This is a genomic window from Leisingera coralii, assembly GCF_049056525.1.
Taxonomy (GTDB): domain Bacteria; phylum Pseudomonadota; class Alphaproteobacteria; order Rhodobacterales; family Rhodobacteraceae; genus Leisingera; species Leisingera coralii.
In genome coordinates this window covers 114,963-134,717 of record NZ_JBHUPT010000029.1, presented here as the reverse complement: position 1 = coordinate 134,717, position 19,755 = coordinate 114,963, and the positions used below count along the sequence as shown (strand labels likewise).

Genomic DNA, 19,755 nt, shown 5'->3' with positions numbered 1-19,755 from the left:
TCATGGCGGTTCAATCCCAGATACAGGCCCGCGCCGCGATGCTGCGGCTCCGGTTTGAGGCCGCAGGCGCGCAGGTGGTGGACACACCGCTGCTGCAGCCTGCCGACACCCTGCTGGACCTTTACGGCGAGGACATCCGCGCCCGCGCCTATGTGACCACGGACGCGCTGCGCGGTGAGCAGATGCTGCGCCCGGACTTCACCGTGCCAGTGGTGGAGGCGCATATGCGCCACGGCGCCGAGCCTGCGCGCTATACCTATTCCGGCGAGGTGTTCCGCCGTCAGGAGCACTTCCTGGACCGGCCCAACGAGTATCTGCAGGTCGGCTACGAGGTGTTCGAGCGCAACGATGCGGCGGCGGCGGATGCCGAGGTGTTTTCGCTGTTTGCGCTGCAGGTGCGCGGGCTGCCCCTGCGGGCGGCAACCGGGGATATCGGCATTCTGATGGCCGCCGTGCTGGGGCTGAACACCACCGAGAAGCGCAAGGCGGCGCTGATGCGCCACATCTGGCGGCCGCGCCGGTTCCGCTCCTTGCTGGACCGGTTTGCGGGGCGCACCCCGGTGCCGGAGAGCCGCAAGAAGCTGCTGTCGACAGAGGGCGATCTGACCGGTTCGGCTGTGGAGCTGGGCAAGCGCCGCGCGGCAGAGGTGCAGGCGCGGGTGGAGGCGCTGCGCGAAGATGCCAAGGCGCCGCCGATTGCCGACAACGAACTGCTGGCGCTGGAGGCGCTGATGGCGGTGCGGGAAACCGTGCCCTATGCGCTGGAGCAGATGCGCGATATCGCGGTGGACCTGCCGCAGATCAATGCCGCGCTGGACAGGCTGGACGCGCGCACCGCAGCGATGAAGGCGCGCGGCGTGGATGTGGAGAACCTGGATTTCGAAGCCTCCTACGGGCGCACCTCGATGGAGTATTACGACGGGTTTGTCTTTGGCTTCTATGCCGAGGCGCGGCCGGATCTGCCGCCGGTGGCCAGCGGCGGGCGTTATGATGCGCTGACCCGGCGGCTGGGCGACGGCGAGGAGATCCCGGCGGTGGGCGGCGTGCTGCGCCCGGACCTGATGCTGCAGCTGGAGGAGGCGCGCGCATGACCTTGAAGCTGGGTGTGCCGTCCAAGGGGCGGCTGATGGAAAAAACCTTCGACTGGTTTGCCAAGCGCGGCGTGACGCTGACGCGCACGGGGTCCGACCGGGAATATGCCGGCGCTGTCGAGGGTGTCTCCAACATGGAGCTGGTGCTGCTGTCGGCGGGCGAGATCCCGCGCGAGCTGGCAGCGGGGCGGATTCACCTGGGTGTGACCGGCACCGACCTGGTGCAGGAGAAGCTGCCGCGGTTCGAGCAGCAGGTCGAGGAACTGGCGGAGCTGGGCTTCGGCCATGCCGACCTGGTGCTGGCGGTGCCGCAGTTCTGGATCGACGTGGACACGCTGGATGACCTGGATGCGGCGGCCTCGGCGTTCCGCGCTGTGCACGGCCACCGGCTGCGGATTGCCACCAAATACCACCGGCTGGTGCGGGAATTCCTGACCGATGCCGGGGTGGCGGATTACCAGCTGGTGGACAGCCAGGGCGCGACGGAAGGCACGGTGAAGAACGAGACCGCCGAGATGGTGGCCGATATCACCTCCACCGGGGAGACGCTGCGGGCGAACCACCTGAAGCTCTTGAGCGACGGTCTGGTGCTGAAGTCGCAGGCCACCCTGTGGCGCAGCCGGGTGGCGAAATACGGCACCGACGACAAGGCGGCGCTGAACACGCTGCTGGACCTGTTGGAACACTGCAAGTAAGCACTGCTGCCCGCGCGCCGGCGCGGGTCATGCCCAACCCCTTTGCGGGCATCTGCAATGCCTGCAACGGGGCGGGAGAGTTCCCCATAGTTCTTGAAGCATGCCGCTGCCGGTGTGCTCCCGTCCGGAGCCGGAGGCATCGCAGATGCCTCCGCCCCGGTTGGGCCGGGCGCCGGGCTGAAGCCCGGCGCTGGCGAGGCTTGCCGCGGGGGGAGTGCGGACAGCCTCAGATCACGCCGATCTCGGCCAGAGCCTGTGACAGCTCCGGCGGCAGCGGCTCTTCCTGGTTTTTGCCTTGGGGCAGGTCGGCGGGCGATTCTTCGGGCTTGAGGTAGCGCCAGCCCTGGAACGGGCGTTTCTGCGCCGTATGGGTGCGGTGCAGCTCCGGATCCAGCACGATGGCGCAGCGGCGGATGCCGTCCTCGCCCGTCACCTCGTCCAGCCGCAGGATGCGCTGGCGGCATTGGATCAGCCCCTTGATCACCCAATAGATCGAGCCGCCGTTGAGGATTTCGGCCTCGCGCTTGGGCCACATGCGGGTGACGTGGCGGGGCAGTCCCTCCGGCAGCTCCCGGCGGCGCATCTCCTGCCAGGCCATCAGGCTTTCGACGCTTTCGGTGCCCACCGAAAGCTTCACAAGATTAACGCGTTTATCCACAGGTTCCCCACAGAGTCGTCCATAGTTCTGACAGTATATAGTAGTTTACTGATCGCTGCCTTCAAGGTATTGTGTTCTTCCACGCTTTTGCTGCAAGAAAGCATTAACAATTCGCGGATTCGCTGCCGGGGGTCACTTCCGGTGCCGGAGCCGCTTTTCCGACGCTAAGACGCCACACGACTCAAAGGACCGACACATGAGCCGCTTTGCCGCCCCCATTGCCGAGCAGATCTGGGATATGAAGTACCGTTTCAAGCAGGCCGATGGCGCGCCGATCGACGTGACCGTCGAGGATACCTGGCGGCGGATCGCGCGGGATCTGGCGCGGGCGGAAAAGAAGCCGGAAGCGTGGGAAGAGAAATTCTATGCCGCGCTGGAGGACTTCAAGTACCTGCCCGCGGGCCGGATCACCGCAGGCGCAGGCACCGCGCGCCAGGTGACGCTGTTCAACTGCTTTGTGATGGGCACGATCCCGGACAGCATGTCGGGTATCTTCGACATGCTGAAAGAGGCAGCGCTGACGATGCAGCAGGGCGGCGGCATCGGCTATGACTTCTCCACCATCCGGCCGCGCGGCGCCGATGTGAAGGGCGTGGCGGCGGATGCCTCTGGCCCCTTGTCGTTCATGGATGTCTGGGACGCGATGTGCCGCACCATCATGTCGGCCGGTTCGCGCCGCGGCGCGATGATGGCGACCATGCGCTGCGACCACCCGGATATCGAGCAGTTCATCACCGCCAAATCCGACCCGGCGCGCCTGCGCATGTTCAACATGTCGGTGCTGGTCACGGATGCGTTCATGGAGGCGGTGAAAGCCGACGGCTCCTGGGAGCTGCAGTTCGACGGCAAGGTCTATCACACCGTCGAGGCGCGCGACCTGTGGAACAAGATCATGCAGGCGACCTACGACTATGCCGAGCCGGGTGTGATCTTCATCGACCGCATCAACAAGGCCAACAACCTCAACTACATCGAGAACATCTGCGCCACCAACCCCTGCGGCGAGCAGCCGCTGCCGCCCTATGGCGCCTGCCTGCTGGGCTCGATCAACATGGCGCGGCTGGTGGCCAACCCGTTCGAAAAGGATGCGCATCTGGACCAGGAGGCGATGCAGGAACTGGTCGCCACCGCCGTCCGCATGATGGACAATGTGGTCGACGTGTCGAAGTTCCCGCTGGACGCGCAGGCGGAAGAAGCCAGGAACAAGCGCCGGATCGGCCTGGGTGTCACCGGCCTGGCCGATGCTCTGCTGATGCTGGGGCTGGAGTATGGCTCCGACGAGGCGGCGCGTCAGACCGACCGCTGGCTGCACGCAATCGCCCGCGCCGCCTATCTAGCGTCGGTGGACCTGGCCAAGGAAAAGGGCGCCTTCCCGCTGTTCGATGCTGAGAAGTATCTGAACTCCGGCAACATGCTGAACATGGACGAGGACGTGCGCGACGCGATCCGCGAGCACGGCATCCGCAACGCGCTGCTGACCTCCATCGCGCCGACCGGCACCATTTCGCTTTATGCGGGCAACGTGTCCTCGGGCATCGAGCCGGTGTTTGCCTATGCCTACACCCGCAAGGTGCTGCAGAAGGACGGCAGCCGCACCGAGGAAGAAGTGGTCGACTACGCGGTGCAGATGTACCGCGAGAAGTTCGGCGCCGATGCCAAGCTGCCCGATTACTTCGTCAACGCCCAGACGCTGAGCCCCGCGGCCCACGTCAAGATGCAGGCGGCGGCGCAGAAATGGATCGACTCCTCGATCTCCAAGACCATCAACTGCCCGGAAGACATCTCGTTCGATGACTTCAAGGACGTCTACATGCAGGCCTGGGACCAGGGCTGCAAGGGCTGCACCACCTACCGCCCGAACGACGTGACCGGCTCGGTGCTGTCGGTGAGCGAAAGCGCCGACACCGCCCCGGGCGAGACCGCCAAGGCGCCGCATGAGAGCGACGTGGACGAGCACGGCGCGGAAGTCGTCTACATGTCCGAGCCGCTGGACCGCCCGCAGTCGCTGGAGGGCCATACCTACAAGCTGAAGTGGCCGGATTCCGAGCACGCGATCTATCTGACCATCAACGACATCATCATCAACGGCCACCGCCGCCCGTTCGAGGTGTTCATCAACTCCAAAAACATGGAGCATTACGCCTGGACGCTGGCGCTCACGCGGATGATCTCGGCCGTGTTCCGGCGCGGCGGCGATGTGTCCTTTGTAGTGGAAGAGCTGAAAGCGGTGTTCGATCCGCGCGGCGGCGCCTGGGTGCAGGGCAAGTATATCCCCTCTATCCTGGCGGCGATCGGTGGTGTGATCGAGACACACATGGTCAAGACCGGCTTCCTGGAAGGCGAGGGCATGGGGCTGAAGTCCGACCCGCAGGCGCAGGTGGTGAACCTGAACGCGCCGCGCGGCAAGGCCTGCCCGAGCTGCGGCCAGTTCGACATGCAGATGGTCGAAGGCTGCATGACCTGCCGCAGCTGCGGCCACTCGAAGTGCGGGTGAGGGGGCTGAAGTCCTTTGTGTGTGTGACGTCCGACAGCGGAATTGCGTCTTTGCGAAAAAAGACGGGTTTTTGATCTAGACCCCTACGGTGCTCTAGAACTGTCCGTTAGGACGGCAAAGTAACTAACCAATCAGAGAAGGCGGAGCTTGTGCTCCGCCTTCATCGCTTTCTGGGCGGGAATGGCCAATCGAGGCGATGCGTGCCCTGCTTCACGCGCGAAGTTGTTCTCCCTGACCGCACATGGCAGCCAGCCCCAAGTGCTGTTATTGCTCCAAGGCCCTGCGGAAGGCCCGAAGATCTTCGACGTACGCTTCAGGTGCTTCAACCATGGGAAAATGACCGCCACGCTCAGGCCGCGAGTAGTAGATGAGGTTGGACCGCGAGCGTTCCACGTATTCACGCGGGGGCAGCGGGAAGACCGGATCGGGCCAGGCGGTGATGCCCGCCGGGTTGCCGATGACCTCCCCCTCGGGCAGGGTCGCAATGTTTTCCTCGGCTAACGAGAGATAGGGCCACATCGATGTCCGGAAGCTGCCGGTTACGATGTAGTACATCACTTCGTCGATCAGACGGTCCTTTGAATAGACCTCATTGAAGGGCGCCGTGCTCTTGTCGGTCCAATAGTACCACTTGTCCCAGAGCCAGGCTGCCTGCCCGACCGGGTTGTCGGAGAGCGCGGCGGACAGTGTCTCGCCCCTTGCCACATGAGTCAGGATGTATGAGAGCTGGCCAAACGGCGACACGGCCTCCGCTTCGATCCATGCTTTTTCCGCCTCAGTGGCGTCCGATCCAGCTTGGCCCGACAGCCACGGCGATCCGGCGTGGCGCGGATAATGCATGTGAGTGTGGTGGCCGATCACGGCATCCGGGAAGTCATAGGCCATCCAGGCCGCACTGATCGCACCTTGATCACCGCCATGAGTGATATAGCGGTCGTATCCCAGCACCTCTGTCATCAGCTTGTGGTAGCGGTGACCCGAGCTGCGCAAGCTCTCGATCCCGTCCGGGGCTTCGGAGAAGCCAAGGCCGGGCAGGGAGGCAACGATGACATCGAAGGAATCTTCGGCATCTCCGCCGAAGCGTTCGGGATGGGCCAGCTGCTCGATTACATCGACGAAACTGTAGGGCGAATAGGGCCATCCGTGCAGCAGCAGGATCGGCGTGGGATTGTCGCCCGAGCCGCGTTCATGAATGAAATGCAGTTTCTTGCCATCGACCTCAGCTAGGAAGTTGCCGAAAGCGTTCAGCCGGGCCTCCGCCTTGCGCCAATCATAGTCTTTTGCCCAATGTGCTCCCATCTCGGCAAGCCAGGATTGCGGGATGCCGTATTTCCAAGGCTCCAGCCCCAGGTCCGGCAGGTAGACATGTCCCCCCACCTGCGCCTTGATCCGGTCAAGCCGCTCTTGCGGGATGTCGATGGTAAAGGGGCTTGCTGTACCGCCCGCCGGCTTGTGCTCTTCGGCGGAGGCAAGCGGGGAGACTGCAAGCGTTGCAGCTGCGGCCAACGCCGCCATTGTGTTTTTGGGTTGCATTGTTTTGGTCCTTTCCGGGTTAGGAATTGGCAGCCGATCCGTCGGGCGACCAATGGTTTGCGTGGTCTTGTGCGAATGCTCGGAAGCTGCGCGGCGGACGGCCCAAGAGACGCTCCGCATCCGGCAGCACCCCGGCGTAGGCACCGGTTGAGAACAGATCCATGATTTCGGCCAGAACCGACGCCGGCCAGCTGGCGAAGCCCGCCTGCTTCAGCGCGTCTTTCATCGCTGTGCGCGAGATCGGCACATAGGAAACCGGCGCCCCACGAACCTCGCCCAGGATTTCGGCGACATCGTGAAAGTTCAGGCTTTCGGGTCCGGTCAAGTCGTAGGCGTGCCCCTCATGGCCGTCCTCCATCAGGATTTTCGCTGTAATTTCAGCGATGTCGCGCACGTCGATTGTGCTTTGACGAGCGTTGCCAAGCGGCAGATAGAACTGACCGGTACCGGCAATCGACGCAGCCTGCCCCAGCATGTTCTGGTGGAACGAATTCGGCCGCAGGATGGTATAGCGCAATCCGCTGCCGCGTAGCAGGTCGTCAGACGCGCCATGCTGGCGGATCACCTTGGAAGGGCTGTCCACCGATGATCCGAGGCCTGAGAATTTCACCACATGCTTTACGTCTGCGGCCTTTGCCGCGTCGAAGAAGTTCCGGAACAGGCTTAATGTACCGGGCTGGATCGCAGTCACGATGTACGCTTTGTCAATGCCGTCGAAAGCGCGGGCAAGGCTTGCAGGGTCGGCAAGATCGCCTTGCACGACCTCGACGTCATCACCGAGGCGCGCTTTTGCCGGATCGCGAACCAGGGCGCGGACCGCGGCACCGCCAGTCTTGCGTAAAGCGTCAATCAGGGCACGCCCGTTCATGCCTGTGGCACCGGCAATGAGAATAGGGGCTTGTGTCATTGGTATTCTCCTTCCTAGGGGGCTTATTGGCGCAGCAAAACCGCGGCACCGAGAAGTGCGATGAGCATTGAGGCCCAAAGGCCGAATTCGAGCGTGCCTGCGGTGACCCCGGCCATGACGGTGATTGCGGTTCCCAGGACTCCGCCCACTTGCAGCGCGGTCTGTTGCAGCCCGGCGGCGACGCCTTGGCGGTCTTTGGGCACACCGCGCATTGCGCCTGCCGCCAGCGGTGCATAGGACAGGCCCATTCCAATTCCGCCGGCTAGGATCGAAGATCCGATCAGCAGCCAAAGAGGAGCGGACGCGCCGCCAGTGAAAAGCCACAGTGCGGCAAGTGCGAGGGCGGTCAGGCCGGCTGCGCCAACACGGTCCGTACCGAAGCGGTCCATCAGGCGCGGAGTGGCAACCTGTGCGACCAGCACGCAGAGCAGCCCCATTGGCAGCAGTGCGAGGCCTGCCAGGTCGGCGCTGAGCCCCAATCCGGACTGCAGTGCCACGCTGACCAGCAGATTGTAGCCGAAGAAGGAACCCAGCAGCGTCAGCGAGGCAATACCGTACCGGCGCGGGCCCGGAGACTTGAACATCTGCAGCGGCACCAGCGGAGCGGGATGACGCCGTTCGATCCCCACGAATACAAGAGCGCAGAGGGCCGATCCAAGGATCAGAAGGCCCTCGGCTGCACCAAGGCCATGTTCAGCTGCAAGTGTCAGCGCCAAGGTCAGGGCTGCAACGGACAGCGCGATGCTGGCTGCACCGCCGGCATCCAGCCGGTCACGCCGCACTTCGGTGGCGGAAGCCGGGATTGCAGCCAGCCCAGCGGCGGCGATAATGACGGCCGCGGGAAAGTTCAGACCGAAAGCCCACCGCCAGCCAAGGCTGGAGATCAATACCCCCCCGATCACGAGGCCAACCGAAAACCCGGCGGCGCCTGCCGCATTGAATGACCCCAGCGCGCGATTGCGTGCGGGCCCTTCCGGATAGGCTTCGGTCAGGATCGAGATCGACGCCGGGATCATGAAGGCCGCCGCAGCGCCCTGAACACCCCTGGCAGCGAACATAAGACCGAGCGAGGGAGCCAGCGCCACAACCAGGGATGCCAGGCCGAACAGCGCGGTTGCAATCAGGAAGACGCGCCTGCGCCCGTACAGGTCCGCCGCTCTGCCGCCCAGAAGCAGCAGACCGGCAAATCCGATGATGAAGGCGCCGTGGGTCCATTGCAGGACGGCCAGGGAGGCCCCCAGATCAGCCTGCATGCTGGGGATGGCGATGGCCGTGATCGAGACCGTCATAGCCTCGAGAAACAGGGCTGCCGACACGACAGGCGTCAGCGCGCGCGGGGCGCGCGCTAACGGATGAGCAAAACCGGTGGAGGTATCCAGGGCGGTCATTTTTCAGCCTCCGCCTCAGTAGAAGCCTGCTGGTCTTCAATGAGCCGGGCGGCCAGTTCCTCTGCCGTCAGGACCACGTTCCAGATCGGGCTCGGAGGATCGAGCGGGCGGGATTGTGCCAGCGTGCCAAGGTCAACCGGGACAAGGCCCGCATCACGCACGAGCGCCGCAAGAACGGCACGATCGGCCTGGTCATCGGCCGCCAGCGTCATGGCAACCTTTGGATTTGCTGGATCGGCATGCTTTTCGACGTGCCCGGTCCAGAGCGTCGTGAACCCCTTTGCAATCCGGGCTGCCGGGAGCTTCCGGGCCATGACAAGGCCCGCGATTTCGTCCTCTGCGATGACCCGTTCAACCCCGCCGCCTTCGGCATACTGAAGCGGGTTGGTGGCATCGATGACCAGTTTGCCGGTCACGAATTGTGCGATCCGGGCAATCGCATCTTCCAGGGTCCAGTAGTTGACCGCCAGCAGGACCACGTCGCCAAAGGCGGCGGCCTCTTCCGGAGTGCCGGACTGCACGCCGATGGACCGGGCTGCACTTTCACGGGTGTCTGCTGTGCGGGACGAGAGCATGACCTGGTGCCCGGCGACACGCCAAAGCTTGCCATATGTCTTGGCGATACCGCCCGCACCGATAATTCCGATCTTCATGGCTTTTCACCTTTCAAGCCTGGTTGCGTCTTGCTGTTCAATATTGCGCAGGGGTAAGCTCGGAAAAATCGGCTCTCAGGACCGTCAGAGTGGACTAAATGTCATGAATGGACTTCCGCCCCTGTCCGGCACCGTGATATTTGTCGAGATCGCGGATACCGGCGCATTCAACGAGGCAGCGCGGAGGCTGGACATGACCGCCTCGGCCGCATCGAAGGCCATCACGCGGCTGGAAGAGGATCTTGGCGTAAAGCTGCTGCACCGGACAACGCGCAGCGTCAGCCTGACGCCGGAAGGCGAGCGCTTTCTCGAAGGGGTGCGCCCATTGCTGCGGGATTTCACTGCGCTTCGCGAAGAGATGACGAATGCCATCGCGACCCCGTCGGGACGGTTGGTGGTCAGCGCCCCGGCGGCTTTTGGAAGGCTGGCGCTGATCCCTCTTCTGCCGCAGTTTCGGGACACCTATCCCGAGGTCGACCTGGAGTTACGGCTGGAGGACCGGTTGGCCGACCTGATCGGTGACACAATCGACGTTGCAATCCGGGCCGGAGCGCTTGCTGACAGCGCCACTTTGATCGCGCGTAAGCTCTTCGATGATCAGCTTGTCACCTGCGCATCACCTGCCTACCTCGACAAGCACGGCGCACCGCTGGAAATTGAGGATCTCGACAGACACGAGTGCCTGAGTTTCAGGAATGATGCGACCAAGCGGCCGGCTCCCTGGCTGTTCCTACGGGACGGCGCCACATTTCGCCATAGTCCGAAGGGCCAATTCAGCTGCTCCGACGGACAAGGGGTCGCGCTGGCCGCACAGGCAGGAATGGGGATATCGCAGATGCCTGCGTACATGGCAAAATCAGCGTTGAACTCGGGTGAACTGATTGAGGTTCTGAGCGCATTCCGGCCGCCGTCGACCCCGTTTCACGCGGTATTTTTAGACCGGCGCCTTATGCCGTCGCGCGTGCGCGTTTTCGTTGACTTTCTGGCGAACGCCCTGACCACATAGGCAGGGGCAGGACCATACTTCGCTCGGATACCTCTCTCGCAAGTCAAGGCAGCCCTCTAGCGTTCAAGATCTGCTTCTGGCTGATCAGCCTTTTGCAGCAAAAACTTCTGGAAATATCATCAGCTAGGCAGGAGGCCGGCAGAGGCTTGAGCTGCCGGAAGATCCGGAGTCGCGGTATGACCAAGCAAACTCTTCGCCGCCAGCGCATAAATGCGCAGCTACAAGGGCAAGAAAGGACAGGGAAGAGGTTTCCAGCTGGGGAACTAGCGGCAGGTTCTCTGGCAATATGCAGACGAGTTAATCTGCTTCCAATCCCGGATGGGGCGGGAGTACCCGCAGCAAGGGAGCAGGCGGTTCGACGGGGCCATCAGCACTGCATTTAAATGGCTTTTGCAGCACGTGGAGAAGCCCCCTTTGCGGTGAACCGGTTGAATGTGAGCCAATTGCGATACGCGGTTCGACGGACATTCCTGGTTTGATACGGTCAAGCAATGGCGCGTCCTGGTCGAACCGGAGGCGTACGGCAAACCTCCGCACAATCTTCGTAAAGTTGCCCGTGGCATTGTCAGGGGGTATCAGGGCGAACTCGCTGCCGGCAGCAGGTGCAATGCTCTCAACTGTGGCGCAGAGAACAGCATCATTGAGCAAGTCGACATACACTTCTGCGCGATCGCCCGGAGCGAGCCGGGAAAGACGGGTTTCGCGGATGTTTGCTTCAACCCATAGAGCATGGTCGGGGACCAGTGCCATTGTCCGGACCCCGGCTGGAACGAACTCACCGATCCTTGTCCGGCGGCTGGAAATCGTTCCATCGGCCGGCGCCCATACTTGCGTGTCTTCCAGTGCAATTCTGGCTTTGTCGCGCGCTGCGTTGGCGGCGGTGAGTTCGGCCTGCAGAGAGACCTCTTCGGCGTCCAGAACCGCCATCTGGGCTGTCTCGAGGCCAAGTGCGGCCTCAGATACCTCGAACTCGGCCTGCGCCACGATTTCCGCAGCCTGCGCATCCTCCAGCCGCCGTTCGGTGCCTGAGCCAGTGTCAAAGAGCCGTTCGGCGCGTTGATACTCTGCGCTGGCGAAGTCGGCCTGGGCTTTGCTTGCGGCCAGACTGGAGCGCGCGGCCAGGACCCGTGCGTTCTGCAGAACCCGGCGGGCATCGAGATTGACCAGAGCGGCCTGGCGTATGGCAATCGCGGCCTCAGCTTCTGCAAGGGCGGCCCGGAAATCTCTGGGATCCACCCGGAAAAGCGGCTGCTTCGCCGTGACCTTCTGATTGTCGTCCACGAAAATCTCGACGACATATCCGGGCACCCGTGCAGCAATCGACGTAATCTCGCCTTTGACGTAAGCATTCTCCGTGGTGACGAACGCGCTTTTGCTGTTCCAGTACCGCAGGGCGCCAAATGCGGATCCGCCAATGACAACGAAGATCCCGATTGCCGAAAAAACACGCCCTATTGCACTCATTGCTAACTCCTATTCACCTTGGCGATACGGTTTCAGAGCGGGGGAGCGGTTCCGCCTTCCGCACACGAATGTCTGGCAGCATCCAAACCAGGAATGCCGAAACCGCAAGGAATGCTGTCAGGACAAAGAAAGCATCGCTGTATCCTAGAACATAGGCTTGGTCAGCGACTTGCCGGCTCAGTGTACTGCTGGCACGCAGGCCGTTTGCCACCGGATCCGGGTTTGCCGAAGCGAACTGCTGGGTCAGCAGGGACAGCCTGGCTTCGACATTGCCGGAAAATGCGGTGATGTGGTCAATGATCTGGTTGGAATGGAATTTCTCGCGTTCTGTCACGAACGTAGACAGCAGCGCCACTCCCAATGCCTGCCCCACGATGCGGGTCAGATTGAACAATGTGCCGGCGGTCGGCCCTTCTGCCGGGCCCAGCCCATTGGTTGCGAACACAAGAAGGGAATAGACGAAAAAGGCCTGGCCGATGCCCAGGAAAGCCATCGAGAGGCGAAACTGCTCTGCGGCCCAGAGCGGATCCAGCTCAATATTCACAAAGGCCGCGGAAGCAAAGAAAGAGAGGCCCAGGAACAAAACCAGGCGCGGGTCCAGCATGCGGGCCATGAAATAGGCAAGCGGGAACCCAACGAGGTGAAAGGGCAGGATCCAGATTGTGATGTCGGCAAGGTTTTCGGGCCGGTAGCCTTGCAGCCTGAACAAGTACTGGGGGACCACGAAGGCCACAACCAGCAGAGCAAAGCGCAAGGCAACTGCCATAAAGATCGACCATCCGAACGTAGGGATAGCCAGAAGCCTGATCTGCACAAACGGAGTTTCTGAGGTCAGCAGCCAGACCGCACCTGCTGAAAGCAAAACGGAACCGGAAACCACGAGCGACGTGATCACTCTGCTTTCGAACCAGAAAAGCCTTTCCCCTTGCAAAAGCCCGGCAACCAGCAACGCGGTGCCGAAGCTCAGAAGCAAATAACCCCGCCAATCCGCATTGCGCAAAACGGCGATGTTTGCAGGTTGCGCCGGGAACAGAGACCATACAGCCAGGAAGGCCAAGCCCGCCCATATCAGTTGAAAAGCCACCGGCGCCTGCCACGAGAATTCAGTTAGCATCCAGCCTGCTGCGCTTGCCGCCACTCCCAGGGCGATGCTTGTGGAGGCCGCGAACACCAGGAGGCCTTCCCGCTGACCCTTTCCTGGCGGAAAGGATCTCATGACAAGCAGCATTGTCATGATGGGGAATACCCCGGCTGCGGCCCCTTGAATGACGCGCGCAACAACGACCAGGAGTATGTCTTGGCCCGCGAGCTCAGCCAGCGATCCGAAAATCATGGCAAGAGCGGCAGTCAAAAGAACGGCGCGCGGCCCGAAGGCAATCACCGAGATGGGTACAAGCGGCACCGAAACAGCCTGCACGGACAGGTAAAGCGTTGGGAGCCAGGATGCTGAGTTTGCGGGCATCCCCATTGCTCCGGCGACGTCTCCGATGGACAAGGCACCGATTTGAGAGGAGAGCGTGGATGCTATGCAGCCGAACGCTGCAATAGCAACCATGCGGACACGCAGGCCAAGAGGCGGGAGAGCTGGGCTAGCTGGTGATTGCATCGTGCCGATCCTGCCTCTCGCTTGGTAACAATGCGGACCATCTGCTGGCAGCTGGAAACCGTGCGCAACCCGGCTGAAGAAGGCTCCGCGTGGCGGCAGCAGCACCTGTTGAAACAACGTGCATTGCCTCAGCATAACTACTGTAACAGGGACACGGTACTTTCGACACCTTCCTCGCCTTTCTCCGGGACTTGAGAGCGGTCGTGGCAGTGCAGCCAAACGCCTTCAACGGAGGCCGCTCTCCCTCATTCACCTTCCAGATGGCTTTGTTTGTAGTTGAAGTTGTCGATCAGCATTCCGTAGTTCAGCAAGTGTTCATGGAACACTGCGCCGGTGCGTTCAGCCGTGGGGTTGCGCCAGTCGCGCTGCAGCTCTGCGGCAACCATGAGCCAGGTGACCGCTGTGACACCGTGCGCGGCAAGCCGCTGAACAGCCATCTGCTGGGTCGCATAATCATGTGCGCCGGACGCATCGACGACGGCGTAGACCTGGAACCCCTCAGCCGCCGCCTGCATTGCCGGAAAGGCAAGGCACACATCGGTCGTCACCCCGGCCATTATCAGCTTCTTCCTGCCGGTGGCCTTCACCGCAGCGACAAAGTCCTCGTTATCCCAAGCGCTGATCTGGCCGGGGCGGCGGATCACAGGCGCGTCGGGGTACATCTCGAGAAGTTCGGGGATGATCGGGCCGTTCGGGCCTGCCTCGTAACTTGAAGACAGCACCACGGGCAGGTCGAAAACACGCCCCAGCTTTGCCAGTGCAAGCACGTTGGACCGGAACTCCGCGGGCGTGTAATCATGCACGAGCTGCATAATGCCGGACTGATGGTCTATCAGCAGCAAGGCAGCATTTTCACTGGTAATTCGCTCGTCATTGTAGCCGGCCATATCAGCCTCCCTATTTGATCCCCCGGGCGTACGCCCAGGAAGCGGTTGCAAGGCGCGTCACCGTGTCGAGTTCGCTCTCGTCACGGGGTGCAAATACGAGGACGATGTCCTTGGAAACGGTCGGTTGACCGGCCAGCGGGTGCGGTTCGGCCCATCCTTTGGCGATTGCCTCGGCGCGCACGGATTCAGGCAAAGTCATATGCAGACTGTGATCCGGACCGGGGTGGATGTGGGCGAATTCCGGGCCAAGCATAAACGCCCGGGACGGTCCCTTGCCCTCCGGCAGGAAGAAGCCCAGGGTTCCAAGCGGCGCACGGTTGCTGTGCCCGGTGGTCACGCCGTCCAGCGCAGAAATCCGTTCGGCAAGTTTCCGGCTCATCGGCTGCGGGGGCTGCTGGTCAAGCTGGCTGTGCGGGTTGGTTTTGGTGGTGAGCGGGCGCGGTCCATTACGTTTTGCCAGACCATGTTCCAAGAGGGTGCCGTCGATCATTTCATTTCCCTTCCTTTGCGATGCTATTGATTTGGGTGTATCGCTGGCGGAATAAAGATCGTCATTTTGAGAGGGCATTGTTCCATGAATGAGACAATGGTTGCGCAGAGTCTGGCAAACATGGCGCTGTTCACGGCTGTCGTGGAAGAAGGATCCTTCAGTGCTGCCGGGCGGAAGCTTGGTATTCCTAAAGCCACCGTGAGCCGCAGGATCGCTCAGCTCGAGGCGGAAATGGGAACACGCCTCCTGAACCGCTCGACGCGGTCCATGGTGCCGACGGAAACCGGGCGGCGCTACTTCGAACGCATACGCCCGCTGATCACGGAGGCGGCGGCGGCACACCGGGAGTTCTCTGCCGATCACGCGCAGCCCGCGGGACTGATCCGCATCTCTGCTCCGACTGCCTGGGGGCAGGCTGTGCTTGCCCCCCGCCTTCACGCGTTTCTGAGGCGCTTTCAGGATGTGCGGATCGACCTGGTCCTGACCGACGACAGGCTGAACGTTGTTTCCGCCGGGCTGGACGTTGCGGTTCGAATTGGCGACCTTGAAGACAGCGATCTCATACAGCGCCGTATCGGGGCCGTCGGAATCGGGTTTTACTGTGCGCCTGAGTACCTGAAGACGCGCGGCACCCCGCGCGGCGCCGGCGACTTGAGTGGCCATGATGCCATCCTGACGCGGCCTCAGTTCGATCGCTGGATCATCGGAGAAACTGTTGTCAGGCCCCGTTGGCGCATCGCAACCGGAACGATGCCCGCTACCCTCGATGCCTGCGTCGCCGGATTTGGCATCGCGCGAATGCCCAAATTCCTGGCCCAGCCTGAGCTCGAGGCCGGCCGCCTTGTACCGGTTCTCAAAGATGTGCCTGAAACCGAATTGCCGGTATCGGCACTTTGGAGCGGGCAACTGTTTGAGAGTTCCGCCGTGGCACTGTTGCTGGCCGATCTTGTCCAAAGTGACGCAGTCTGATTGCGGGACTTCAGTTTGCAGGGGTGTCTCCTCCTTTACGGATGCCGGACGCAAGATCCCTTACCGCAGTGGTTTCACATCCAATTGCACAGGTGTCGGAAATGGTGTGCCTCTGCCCGTTACGTGGCCAGCTTCTCAGCGATGCGCGCGACCTTCGCGCCAAGATACCGCGCACCGTCCAGGTCAGTGCCGGTAGGCTGACGGCTGCCGTCCCCGCCCGCGATCGTCGAAGCGCCATAGGGTGATCCGCCGGAAATCTCGTCGTTGTTCATCTGGGCGCCAAAGCCATAGTCCAGGCCGACGATGGTCATCCCCATGTGCAGCAGGTTGGTCAGGATCGAGAATTGCGTCGTCTCCTGGCCGCCGTGCTGCGTCGCGCTGGATGTGAAGGCTGCGCCAACCTTGCCGACGAGTTTACCCTGGGCCCACAGGCCGCCGGTGCGATCCCAGAATGCGGCCATCTGGCTTGCCATCCGCCCGTATCGCGTGCCGACGCCCACAACTATTGCGTCGTAGCCGGCGAGCTCTTCGACATCTGCGAACGGGGCGTCCTGGTCGAGCTTGAAATGCGCCGCTTCCGCTACCTCTTTAGGGGCAGTTTCCGGGACCCGTTTCACCACCACTTCCACGCCTTCGCTGGCCGCGCCTTCCGCAACGGCCTTGGCCATGGTTTCGATATGCCCGTAGCTTGAATAATATAGCACCAGCACTTTAGTCATTACGGCTTCCTCCTTTGGCGATGGGTTTGATTACGATGGGTTCTTGGGCCGCCCCTGGGCAGATGCCGCCCTTGAGCCCTTGGGTTCATTTCCTGGCCCGCGGAGAGCCCGATTATTCTTCTTAATTCATCCGGCTCGAGGCTTGAGACCTCCTGCACGCTATGTGTGACGGAGTGGACAAACCGCGAATATTTGCGAAGGAAAGCCTCGTCAGAAAACACCTCTCCAGCGGCTTCCATCATCAGGCGGGCCCATCTAGCGCGTTGAGCCTCAGAAATTTTCAATCCCATGTGCTTGTACATGACAAAGCTGAGATCGCCGCGTTCCTGCAGGTAATCCTGCGTCCCGCAGAAGATGACCGAAAGCCAGGAAGCCAGATGCTCTGCGTGATCGGAGGCTGCTTTGGAAAACATCTCGCCGATCAGATCGTCTGACACCGCAGTTTCGTAAAATGCGGTTGTCATGGTGAGCATCTGATCCGGGGTGGGGTGCGCGGGCATTGATACTCACCCCTCGACGAGAGGCTTCAGGATTTCCTCGTACATGATGGTCTGGATTTTCTGGCCGGTATCAGAAGCCCAGTCGGTAGCAAGCTCGGCCATCACCTGGTTGGTAGAGGTAATCCCTACGCCTGCCCGCCGCATTCGTTCGACGGCTATGTCGTCGGCCTCTTGTGTTGGCGAACCGCCTGCATCGACCACGACTTGGACTTCGTAGCCATCCTCGACCGCGCTGATCGCCGGAAAGACGGTGCAGACGTCGTTTGTCAGACCGGCAATCACGAGTTTCTTCCGGCCGGTGGCCTCAACTGCATCCTTGAAGGGCTGATAAGTCCAGGAATCGACCACACCGGGCCGCTTGACACGATTGGCATAGGCTTCGGGAGCGATCTCTTCGAGATCCTTGAAAAGCGGCCCCTGAAAATTGTCTTCCTGGCTGCTGGTCAGAACCAAAGGCATGCCATTCTCGGCGGCGGTGCGGGCGAGGGCGCGGGTGTTCGCAAGGAGATGATTGTAGCCGATATTGCGGGCCAGTTTGACTGTGCCATCCTGGTGGTCAATCAGAAGCATCGCGGCGTTGGCCACGGTGAACAGGTTCTTCATTTGTCGGAGGCCTTCTATCAATTGTGCTCTGCTGAGGCCGGCCGGTGCCAGGATTGCCAAACGAGGTAAACCGGGAACTCTGGAGGGCAGCACCGGCTGCTAGCCTCTGGGAAAGAAAAGCACCTTTGGCGCGGTAAATATTCCGGCCAGCGGAAGACGTTCTGAATTCTTGCGGCTGACGCGTTAATTCAGTTCTGCAACTCGCGCCGCAGCTGACCGGGTGTTGTTCCGACCTTTTTGCGGAAAACGTCTGTCATATGGCTTTGTGAGGAGAAGCCAACTGAGACGGCGACTTGCGCCAAGGGCAGGCGGCTGTTTTCGAGCAAATCCTTGGCACGCGTGATCCGGCGGCTCAAAACAAACTGGTGCGGGCTTTGACCAGTGGCCGCTTTGAAGGCGCGGGCAAAGTGAAAGTCAGAAAGGGACGTTATGCTGGCGAGACTTGCAATGGTGAGGTTCTCCTCAAGCCGGTCATCCACAAGCTGCGCGACTTTCTGGACTTCAATGCTGGTCAACGGGTTGACCGGGCTTTCAGATGAATTGATCGCGCCTCTCCGGTGGAAAAGGCTGGTCAAAATCATGTTCGTCGCATCGTCAAGGAAGAGATCGCTGACAGGATGCTCCATCTGCGCGTGCTCAAGCATGCGCAAGATAAGGGTTTCCACGATTGGGTCGAAAAACGATTGGCTGTGCAACTGGCCGAAATCGGCCGGCAGTTCCTGGTCGCATTGATCCTTGAAACGGTGCAGCAGATCCTTGTGAACCGTTAGAGTTGCCAGCCCGTGTGAAGCGTCGATTTCATACTCGGCGTCAACATTCGGGGGCGCCACAACGAGCACGCCCGGTGTAGCCCTCAGGTGAAACGCCTCTCCCCCGAAAGCAACTTTGCAGTTTGGTGTGCCGTGGGTGACGAGTTGTATGCAAAACTCGTCGAAGCCGGGGTCAGGAAACGAACCAGCAGGCTGCTGCTGCGTAACAAGTGTGTGTACCTTGTCGTGCCCGGGATAAAGACGGGTCACGTATTTGGACCAGGCGCCCCTCGTGAAATAGTCGGCAAAATTCTCGAAGCTCACCTCTTTGTTCATTGATTCCTCCCCGCTACCGCTAGCGTGCCGGTAATCAGCAGATTGTCCGCTACAGCGACTGATCCAGAGAGGCCGTCTTTCTGGGCCGCCGATTGAGATTTGGGTGCCCATCGCTAAAGCGCGAAGTGGGCCGCATGGAAGGCCAGCTCACGTATCAGCAGTTCCGCGTCATCTGAATAATCAGGCCTCCAGCCGAAGCGCGCGCGTTCACTTTCAGAGCAGAAGTGCTGGTTGATTTGTAGCAGTTCAGAGAAGGTTCCGAAAGCATCGGCTTCCTGGCTATTGGCAACCGGCCGCGAAGGAACGCCGAGTACACAGGACAGGATGGCCGACACTTGCCTGATCAGGATCGCATGCCCGGCTGCAAACAACTTGCAGCTCCTGTGGGTGTCGCATTCAAGCGCATCGACAAGAAGCCTGCCGAAGTCGTCCACATGCGCCGTTGACCAGACTTGATCACCGTCGCCGAAATAAACCGCAGCGCCCGTGTTCAAGGCGGCACGGATCATAGCTTCGGGGATTGCCGCGCGCGCACCGCCGTAGATCAAAGATCCATAAACGATGTGTGAGCGGACGTCGTGCCGTTTCGCTTGCAATACTTGCTGCTCGAGCCAAGCGCGGCTTGCCAGGGCTGGCGGCGGGCGGAATTCAGGCTCTTTGACAGGCTCAGGTCCGGTGTCGCCGAACACCGCGCTTCCACCCTGCATGACAAAGCGCCCGCCCGGGGGCAGGCCGTTGAGCAGGGCATGCAAAGCGTCCTTAGAGAGGTTTCTGGCAGCCGGATCTTCGCTTGCCGCACAATGCAGTACTGCGTCGACACTCGATGCGATTTCGAACAGCGAGGCTGTATCGGCGAGATCGGCGTGCCTGTCCGCTGGCGTGATCTTGCGGGCTCCGGGGCGCAGCACCCGCACCAGCTGATGCCCGCGCCGTTCCGCATGACTGATTGCTGCTGCGCCGATGAAACCAGAATGGCCTGTGACCGCAATTCTCATAAGAGGACAGGA

At 61.5% G+C, this 19,755-nt stretch carries 19 protein-coding genes; 5 read left to right on the top strand and 14 right to left on the bottom strand.

The genetic code is table 11. The features are described from left to right. Positions 1-2: 2 nt before the first annotated feature. The gene (locus ACFMBG_RS11430; protein WP_421054822.1) at positions 3-1,091 is read left to right on the top strand and encodes an ATP phosphoribosyltransferase regulatory subunit; all 1,089 of its coding nucleotides are present in this window, start codon (positions 3-5) and stop codon (positions 1,089-1,091) included. Next, positions 1,088-1,786, top strand: coding sequence for an ATP phosphoribosyltransferase (gene hisG, locus ACFMBG_RS11425; RefSeq protein WP_421054821.1), 699 nt, complete (start codon positions 1,088-1,090; stop codon positions 1,784-1,786). The genes ACFMBG_RS11430 and hisG overlap by 4 nt, the downstream gene beginning before the upstream one ends. A gap of 226 nt (positions 1,787-2,012) precedes the next feature. Here hisG and ACFMBG_RS11420 read toward each other — a convergent pair whose 3' ends face one another. Beyond that, positions 2,013-2,444, bottom strand: coding sequence for a DUF1489 family protein (locus ACFMBG_RS11420; RefSeq protein ID WP_421054820.1), 432 nt, complete (start codon positions 2,442-2,444; stop codon positions 2,013-2,015). Positions 2,445-2,640: 196 nt separating this feature from the next. Here ACFMBG_RS11420 and ACFMBG_RS11415 point away from each other — a divergent pair, with 196 nt between their 5' ends. Continuing rightward, a complete protein-coding gene (locus ACFMBG_RS11415) occupies positions 2,641-4,938 on the top strand; it encodes an adenosylcobalamin-dependent ribonucleoside-diphosphate reductase (RefSeq protein ID WP_421054819.1) in 2,298 nt (765 codons plus the stop codon). Between the two features lie 264 nt (positions 4,939-5,202). Here the strand turns inward: ACFMBG_RS11415 and ACFMBG_RS11410 are convergent, their stop codons facing one another. The 4 genes from ACFMBG_RS11410 to ACFMBG_RS11395 are packed head-to-tail and all read right to left on the bottom strand — an operon-like array spanning position 5,203 to position 9,419. Then, on the bottom strand, positions 5,203-6,471 hold the full coding sequence (locus ACFMBG_RS11410) for an epoxide hydrolase family protein (RefSeq protein WP_421054818.1): 1,269 nt from the start codon (positions 6,469-6,471) through the stop codon (positions 5,203-5,205). Positions 6,472-6,490: 19 nt separating this feature from the next. Continuing rightward, positions 6,491-7,378 carry an SDR family oxidoreductase gene (locus ACFMBG_RS11405; protein ID WP_421054817.1) on the bottom strand — a complete coding sequence of 296 codons (888 nt, stop codon included), beginning with the start codon at positions 7,376-7,378 and terminating at the stop codon, positions 6,491-6,493. A 23-nt stretch (positions 7,379-7,401) separates the two neighbouring features. Continuing rightward, positions 7,402-8,766 carry an MFS transporter gene (locus tag ACFMBG_RS11400; RefSeq protein WP_421054816.1) on the bottom strand — a complete coding sequence of 455 codons (1,365 nt, stop codon included), beginning with the start codon at positions 8,764-8,766 and terminating at the stop codon, positions 7,402-7,404. Beyond that, positions 8,763-9,419, bottom strand: coding sequence for an NADPH-dependent F420 reductase (locus tag ACFMBG_RS11395; protein ID WP_421054815.1), 657 nt, complete (start codon positions 9,417-9,419; stop codon positions 8,763-8,765). Before ACFMBG_RS11395 ends, ACFMBG_RS11400 begins: the two co-directional genes overlap by 4 nt. 103 nt (positions 9,420-9,522) lie before the next feature. Between ACFMBG_RS11395 and ACFMBG_RS11390 the strand changes: the two genes are divergently transcribed. Continuing rightward, positions 9,523-10,425: a LysR family transcriptional regulator gene (locus ACFMBG_RS11390; protein ID WP_421054814.1), complete on the top strand. Its 903-nt coding sequence runs from the start codon at positions 9,523-9,525 to the stop codon at positions 10,423-10,425. A gap of 297 nt (positions 10,426-10,722) precedes the next feature. Here ACFMBG_RS11390 and ACFMBG_RS11385 read toward each other — a convergent pair whose 3' ends face one another. From ACFMBG_RS11385 to ACFMBG_RS11370, 4 genes are all read right to left on the bottom strand, one after another. Continuing rightward, on the bottom strand, positions 10,723-11,889 hold the full coding sequence (locus tag ACFMBG_RS11385; protein WP_421054813.1) for an HlyD family secretion protein: 1,167 nt from the start codon (positions 11,887-11,889) through the stop codon (positions 10,723-10,725). 13 nt (positions 11,890-11,902) lie between these two features. Beyond that, complete coding sequence (locus ACFMBG_RS11380) at positions 11,903-13,444, bottom strand: MFS transporter (protein WP_421054812.1); 1,542 nt, start codon at positions 13,442-13,444, stop codon at positions 11,903-11,905. 296 nt (positions 13,445-13,740) lie between these two features. Further along, complete coding sequence (locus ACFMBG_RS11375; protein ID WP_421054811.1) at positions 13,741-14,382, bottom strand: hydrolase; 642 nt, start codon at positions 14,380-14,382, stop codon at positions 13,741-13,743. Between the two features lie 10 nt (positions 14,383-14,392). Then, a complete protein-coding gene (locus ACFMBG_RS11370; protein ID WP_421054810.1) occupies positions 14,393-14,872 on the bottom strand; it encodes a luciferase domain-containing protein in 480 nt (159 codons plus the stop codon). An 84-nt stretch (positions 14,873-14,956) separates the two neighbouring features. Between ACFMBG_RS11370 and ACFMBG_RS11365 the strand changes: the two genes are divergently transcribed. Next, the gene (locus ACFMBG_RS11365) at positions 14,957-15,841 is read left to right on the top strand and encodes a LysR family transcriptional regulator (RefSeq protein WP_421054809.1); all 885 of its coding nucleotides are present in this window, start codon (positions 14,957-14,959) and stop codon (positions 15,839-15,841) included. Between the two features lie 119 nt (positions 15,842-15,960). Here ACFMBG_RS11365 and wrbA read toward each other — a convergent pair whose 3' ends face one another. The 5 genes from wrbA to ACFMBG_RS11340 all read right to left on the bottom strand — a co-directional run bounded on the left by wrbA (position 15,961) and on the right by ACFMBG_RS11340 (position 19,743). Continuing rightward, entirely contained in the window at positions 15,961-16,560 is a 600-nt protein-coding gene (gene wrbA / locus ACFMBG_RS11360) for an NAD(P)H:quinone oxidoreductase (protein WP_421054808.1), read from the bottom strand. After that, positions 16,560-17,024, bottom strand: a complete 465-nt coding sequence (locus tag ACFMBG_RS11355; RefSeq protein ID WP_421054807.1) for a globin domain-containing protein — start codon at positions 17,022-17,024, stop codon at positions 16,560-16,562. Before ACFMBG_RS11355 ends, wrbA begins: the two co-directional genes overlap by 1 nt. A gap of 42 nt (positions 17,025-17,066) precedes the next feature. Beyond that, the gene (locus ACFMBG_RS11350) at positions 17,067-17,663 is read right to left on the bottom strand and encodes an isochorismatase family protein (RefSeq protein ID WP_421054806.1); all 597 of its coding nucleotides are present in this window, start codon (positions 17,661-17,663) and stop codon (positions 17,067-17,069) included. Positions 17,664-17,851: 188 nt separating this feature from the next. Further along, positions 17,852-18,748, bottom strand: a complete 897-nt coding sequence (locus ACFMBG_RS11345) for an AraC family transcriptional regulator (RefSeq protein ID WP_421054805.1) — start codon at positions 18,746-18,748, stop codon at positions 17,852-17,854. 113 nt (positions 18,749-18,861) lie between these two features. After that, entirely contained in the window at positions 18,862-19,743 is an 882-nt protein-coding gene (locus tag ACFMBG_RS11340) for an NAD-dependent epimerase/dehydratase family protein (RefSeq protein ID WP_421054804.1), read from the bottom strand. Positions 19,744-19,755 lie beyond the last annotated feature (12 nt).

Excerpts from the sequence above, each read along its gene's own strand:
- ACFMBG_RS11430 (WP_421054822.1), top strand. The coding sequence starts at position 3 with ATGGCGGTTCAATCCCAGATACAGGCCCGCGCCGCGATGCTGCGGCTC.
- hisG (WP_421054821.1), top strand. The coding sequence starts at position 1,088 with ATGACCTTGAAGCTGGGTGTGCCGTCCAAGGGGCGGCTGATGGAAAAA.
- ACFMBG_RS11415 (WP_421054819.1), top strand. The coding sequence starts at position 2,641 with ATGAGCCGCTTTGCCGCCCCCATTGCCGAGCAGATCTGGGATATGAAG.
- ACFMBG_RS11410 (WP_421054818.1), bottom strand. The coding sequence starts at position 6,471 with ATGCAACCCAAAAACACAATGGCGGCGTTGGCCGCAGCTGCAACGCTT.
- ACFMBG_RS11405 (WP_421054817.1), bottom strand. The coding sequence starts at position 7,378 with ATGACACAAGCCCCTATTCTCATTGCCGGTGCCACAGGCATGAACGGG.
- ACFMBG_RS11400 (WP_421054816.1), bottom strand. The coding sequence starts at position 8,766 with ATGACCGCCCTGGATACCTCCACCGGTTTTGCTCATCCGTTAGCGCGC.
- ACFMBG_RS11395 (WP_421054815.1), bottom strand. The coding sequence starts at position 9,419 with ATGAAGATCGGAATTATCGGTGCGGGCGGTATCGCCAAGACATATGGC.
- ACFMBG_RS11390 (WP_421054814.1), top strand. The coding sequence starts at position 9,523 with ATGAATGGACTTCCGCCCCTGTCCGGCACCGTGATATTTGTCGAGATC.
- ACFMBG_RS11385 (WP_421054813.1), bottom strand. The coding sequence starts at position 11,889 with ATGAGTGCAATAGGGCGTGTTTTTTCGGCAATCGGGATCTTCGTTGTC.
- ACFMBG_RS11380 (WP_421054812.1), bottom strand. The coding sequence starts at position 13,444 with ATGGTTGCTATTGCAGCGTTCGGCTGCATAGCATCCACGCTCTCCTCT.
- ACFMBG_RS11375 (WP_421054811.1), bottom strand. The coding sequence starts at position 14,382 with ATGGCCGGCTACAATGACGAGCGAATTACCAGTGAAAATGCTGCCTTG.
- ACFMBG_RS11370 (WP_421054810.1), bottom strand. The coding sequence starts at position 14,872 with ATGATCGACGGCACCCTCTTGGAACATGGTCTGGCAAAACGTAATGGA.
- ACFMBG_RS11365 (WP_421054809.1), top strand. The coding sequence starts at position 14,957 with ATGAATGAGACAATGGTTGCGCAGAGTCTGGCAAACATGGCGCTGTTC.
- wrbA (WP_421054808.1), bottom strand. The coding sequence starts at position 16,560 with ATGACTAAAGTGCTGGTGCTATATTATTCAAGCTACGGGCATATCGAA.
- ACFMBG_RS11355 (WP_421054807.1), bottom strand. The coding sequence starts at position 17,024 with ATGACAACCGCATTTTACGAAACTGCGGTGTCAGACGATCTGATCGGC.
- ACFMBG_RS11350 (WP_421054806.1), bottom strand. The coding sequence starts at position 17,663 with ATGAAGAACCTGTTCACCGTGGCCAACGCCGCGATGCTTCTGATTGAC.
- ACFMBG_RS11345 (WP_421054805.1), bottom strand. The coding sequence starts at position 18,748 with ATGAACAAAGAGGTGAGCTTCGAGAATTTTGCCGACTATTTCACGAGG.
- ACFMBG_RS11340 (WP_421054804.1), bottom strand. The coding sequence starts at position 19,743 with ATGAGAATTGCGGTCACAGGCCATTCTGGTTTCATCGGCGCAGCAGCA.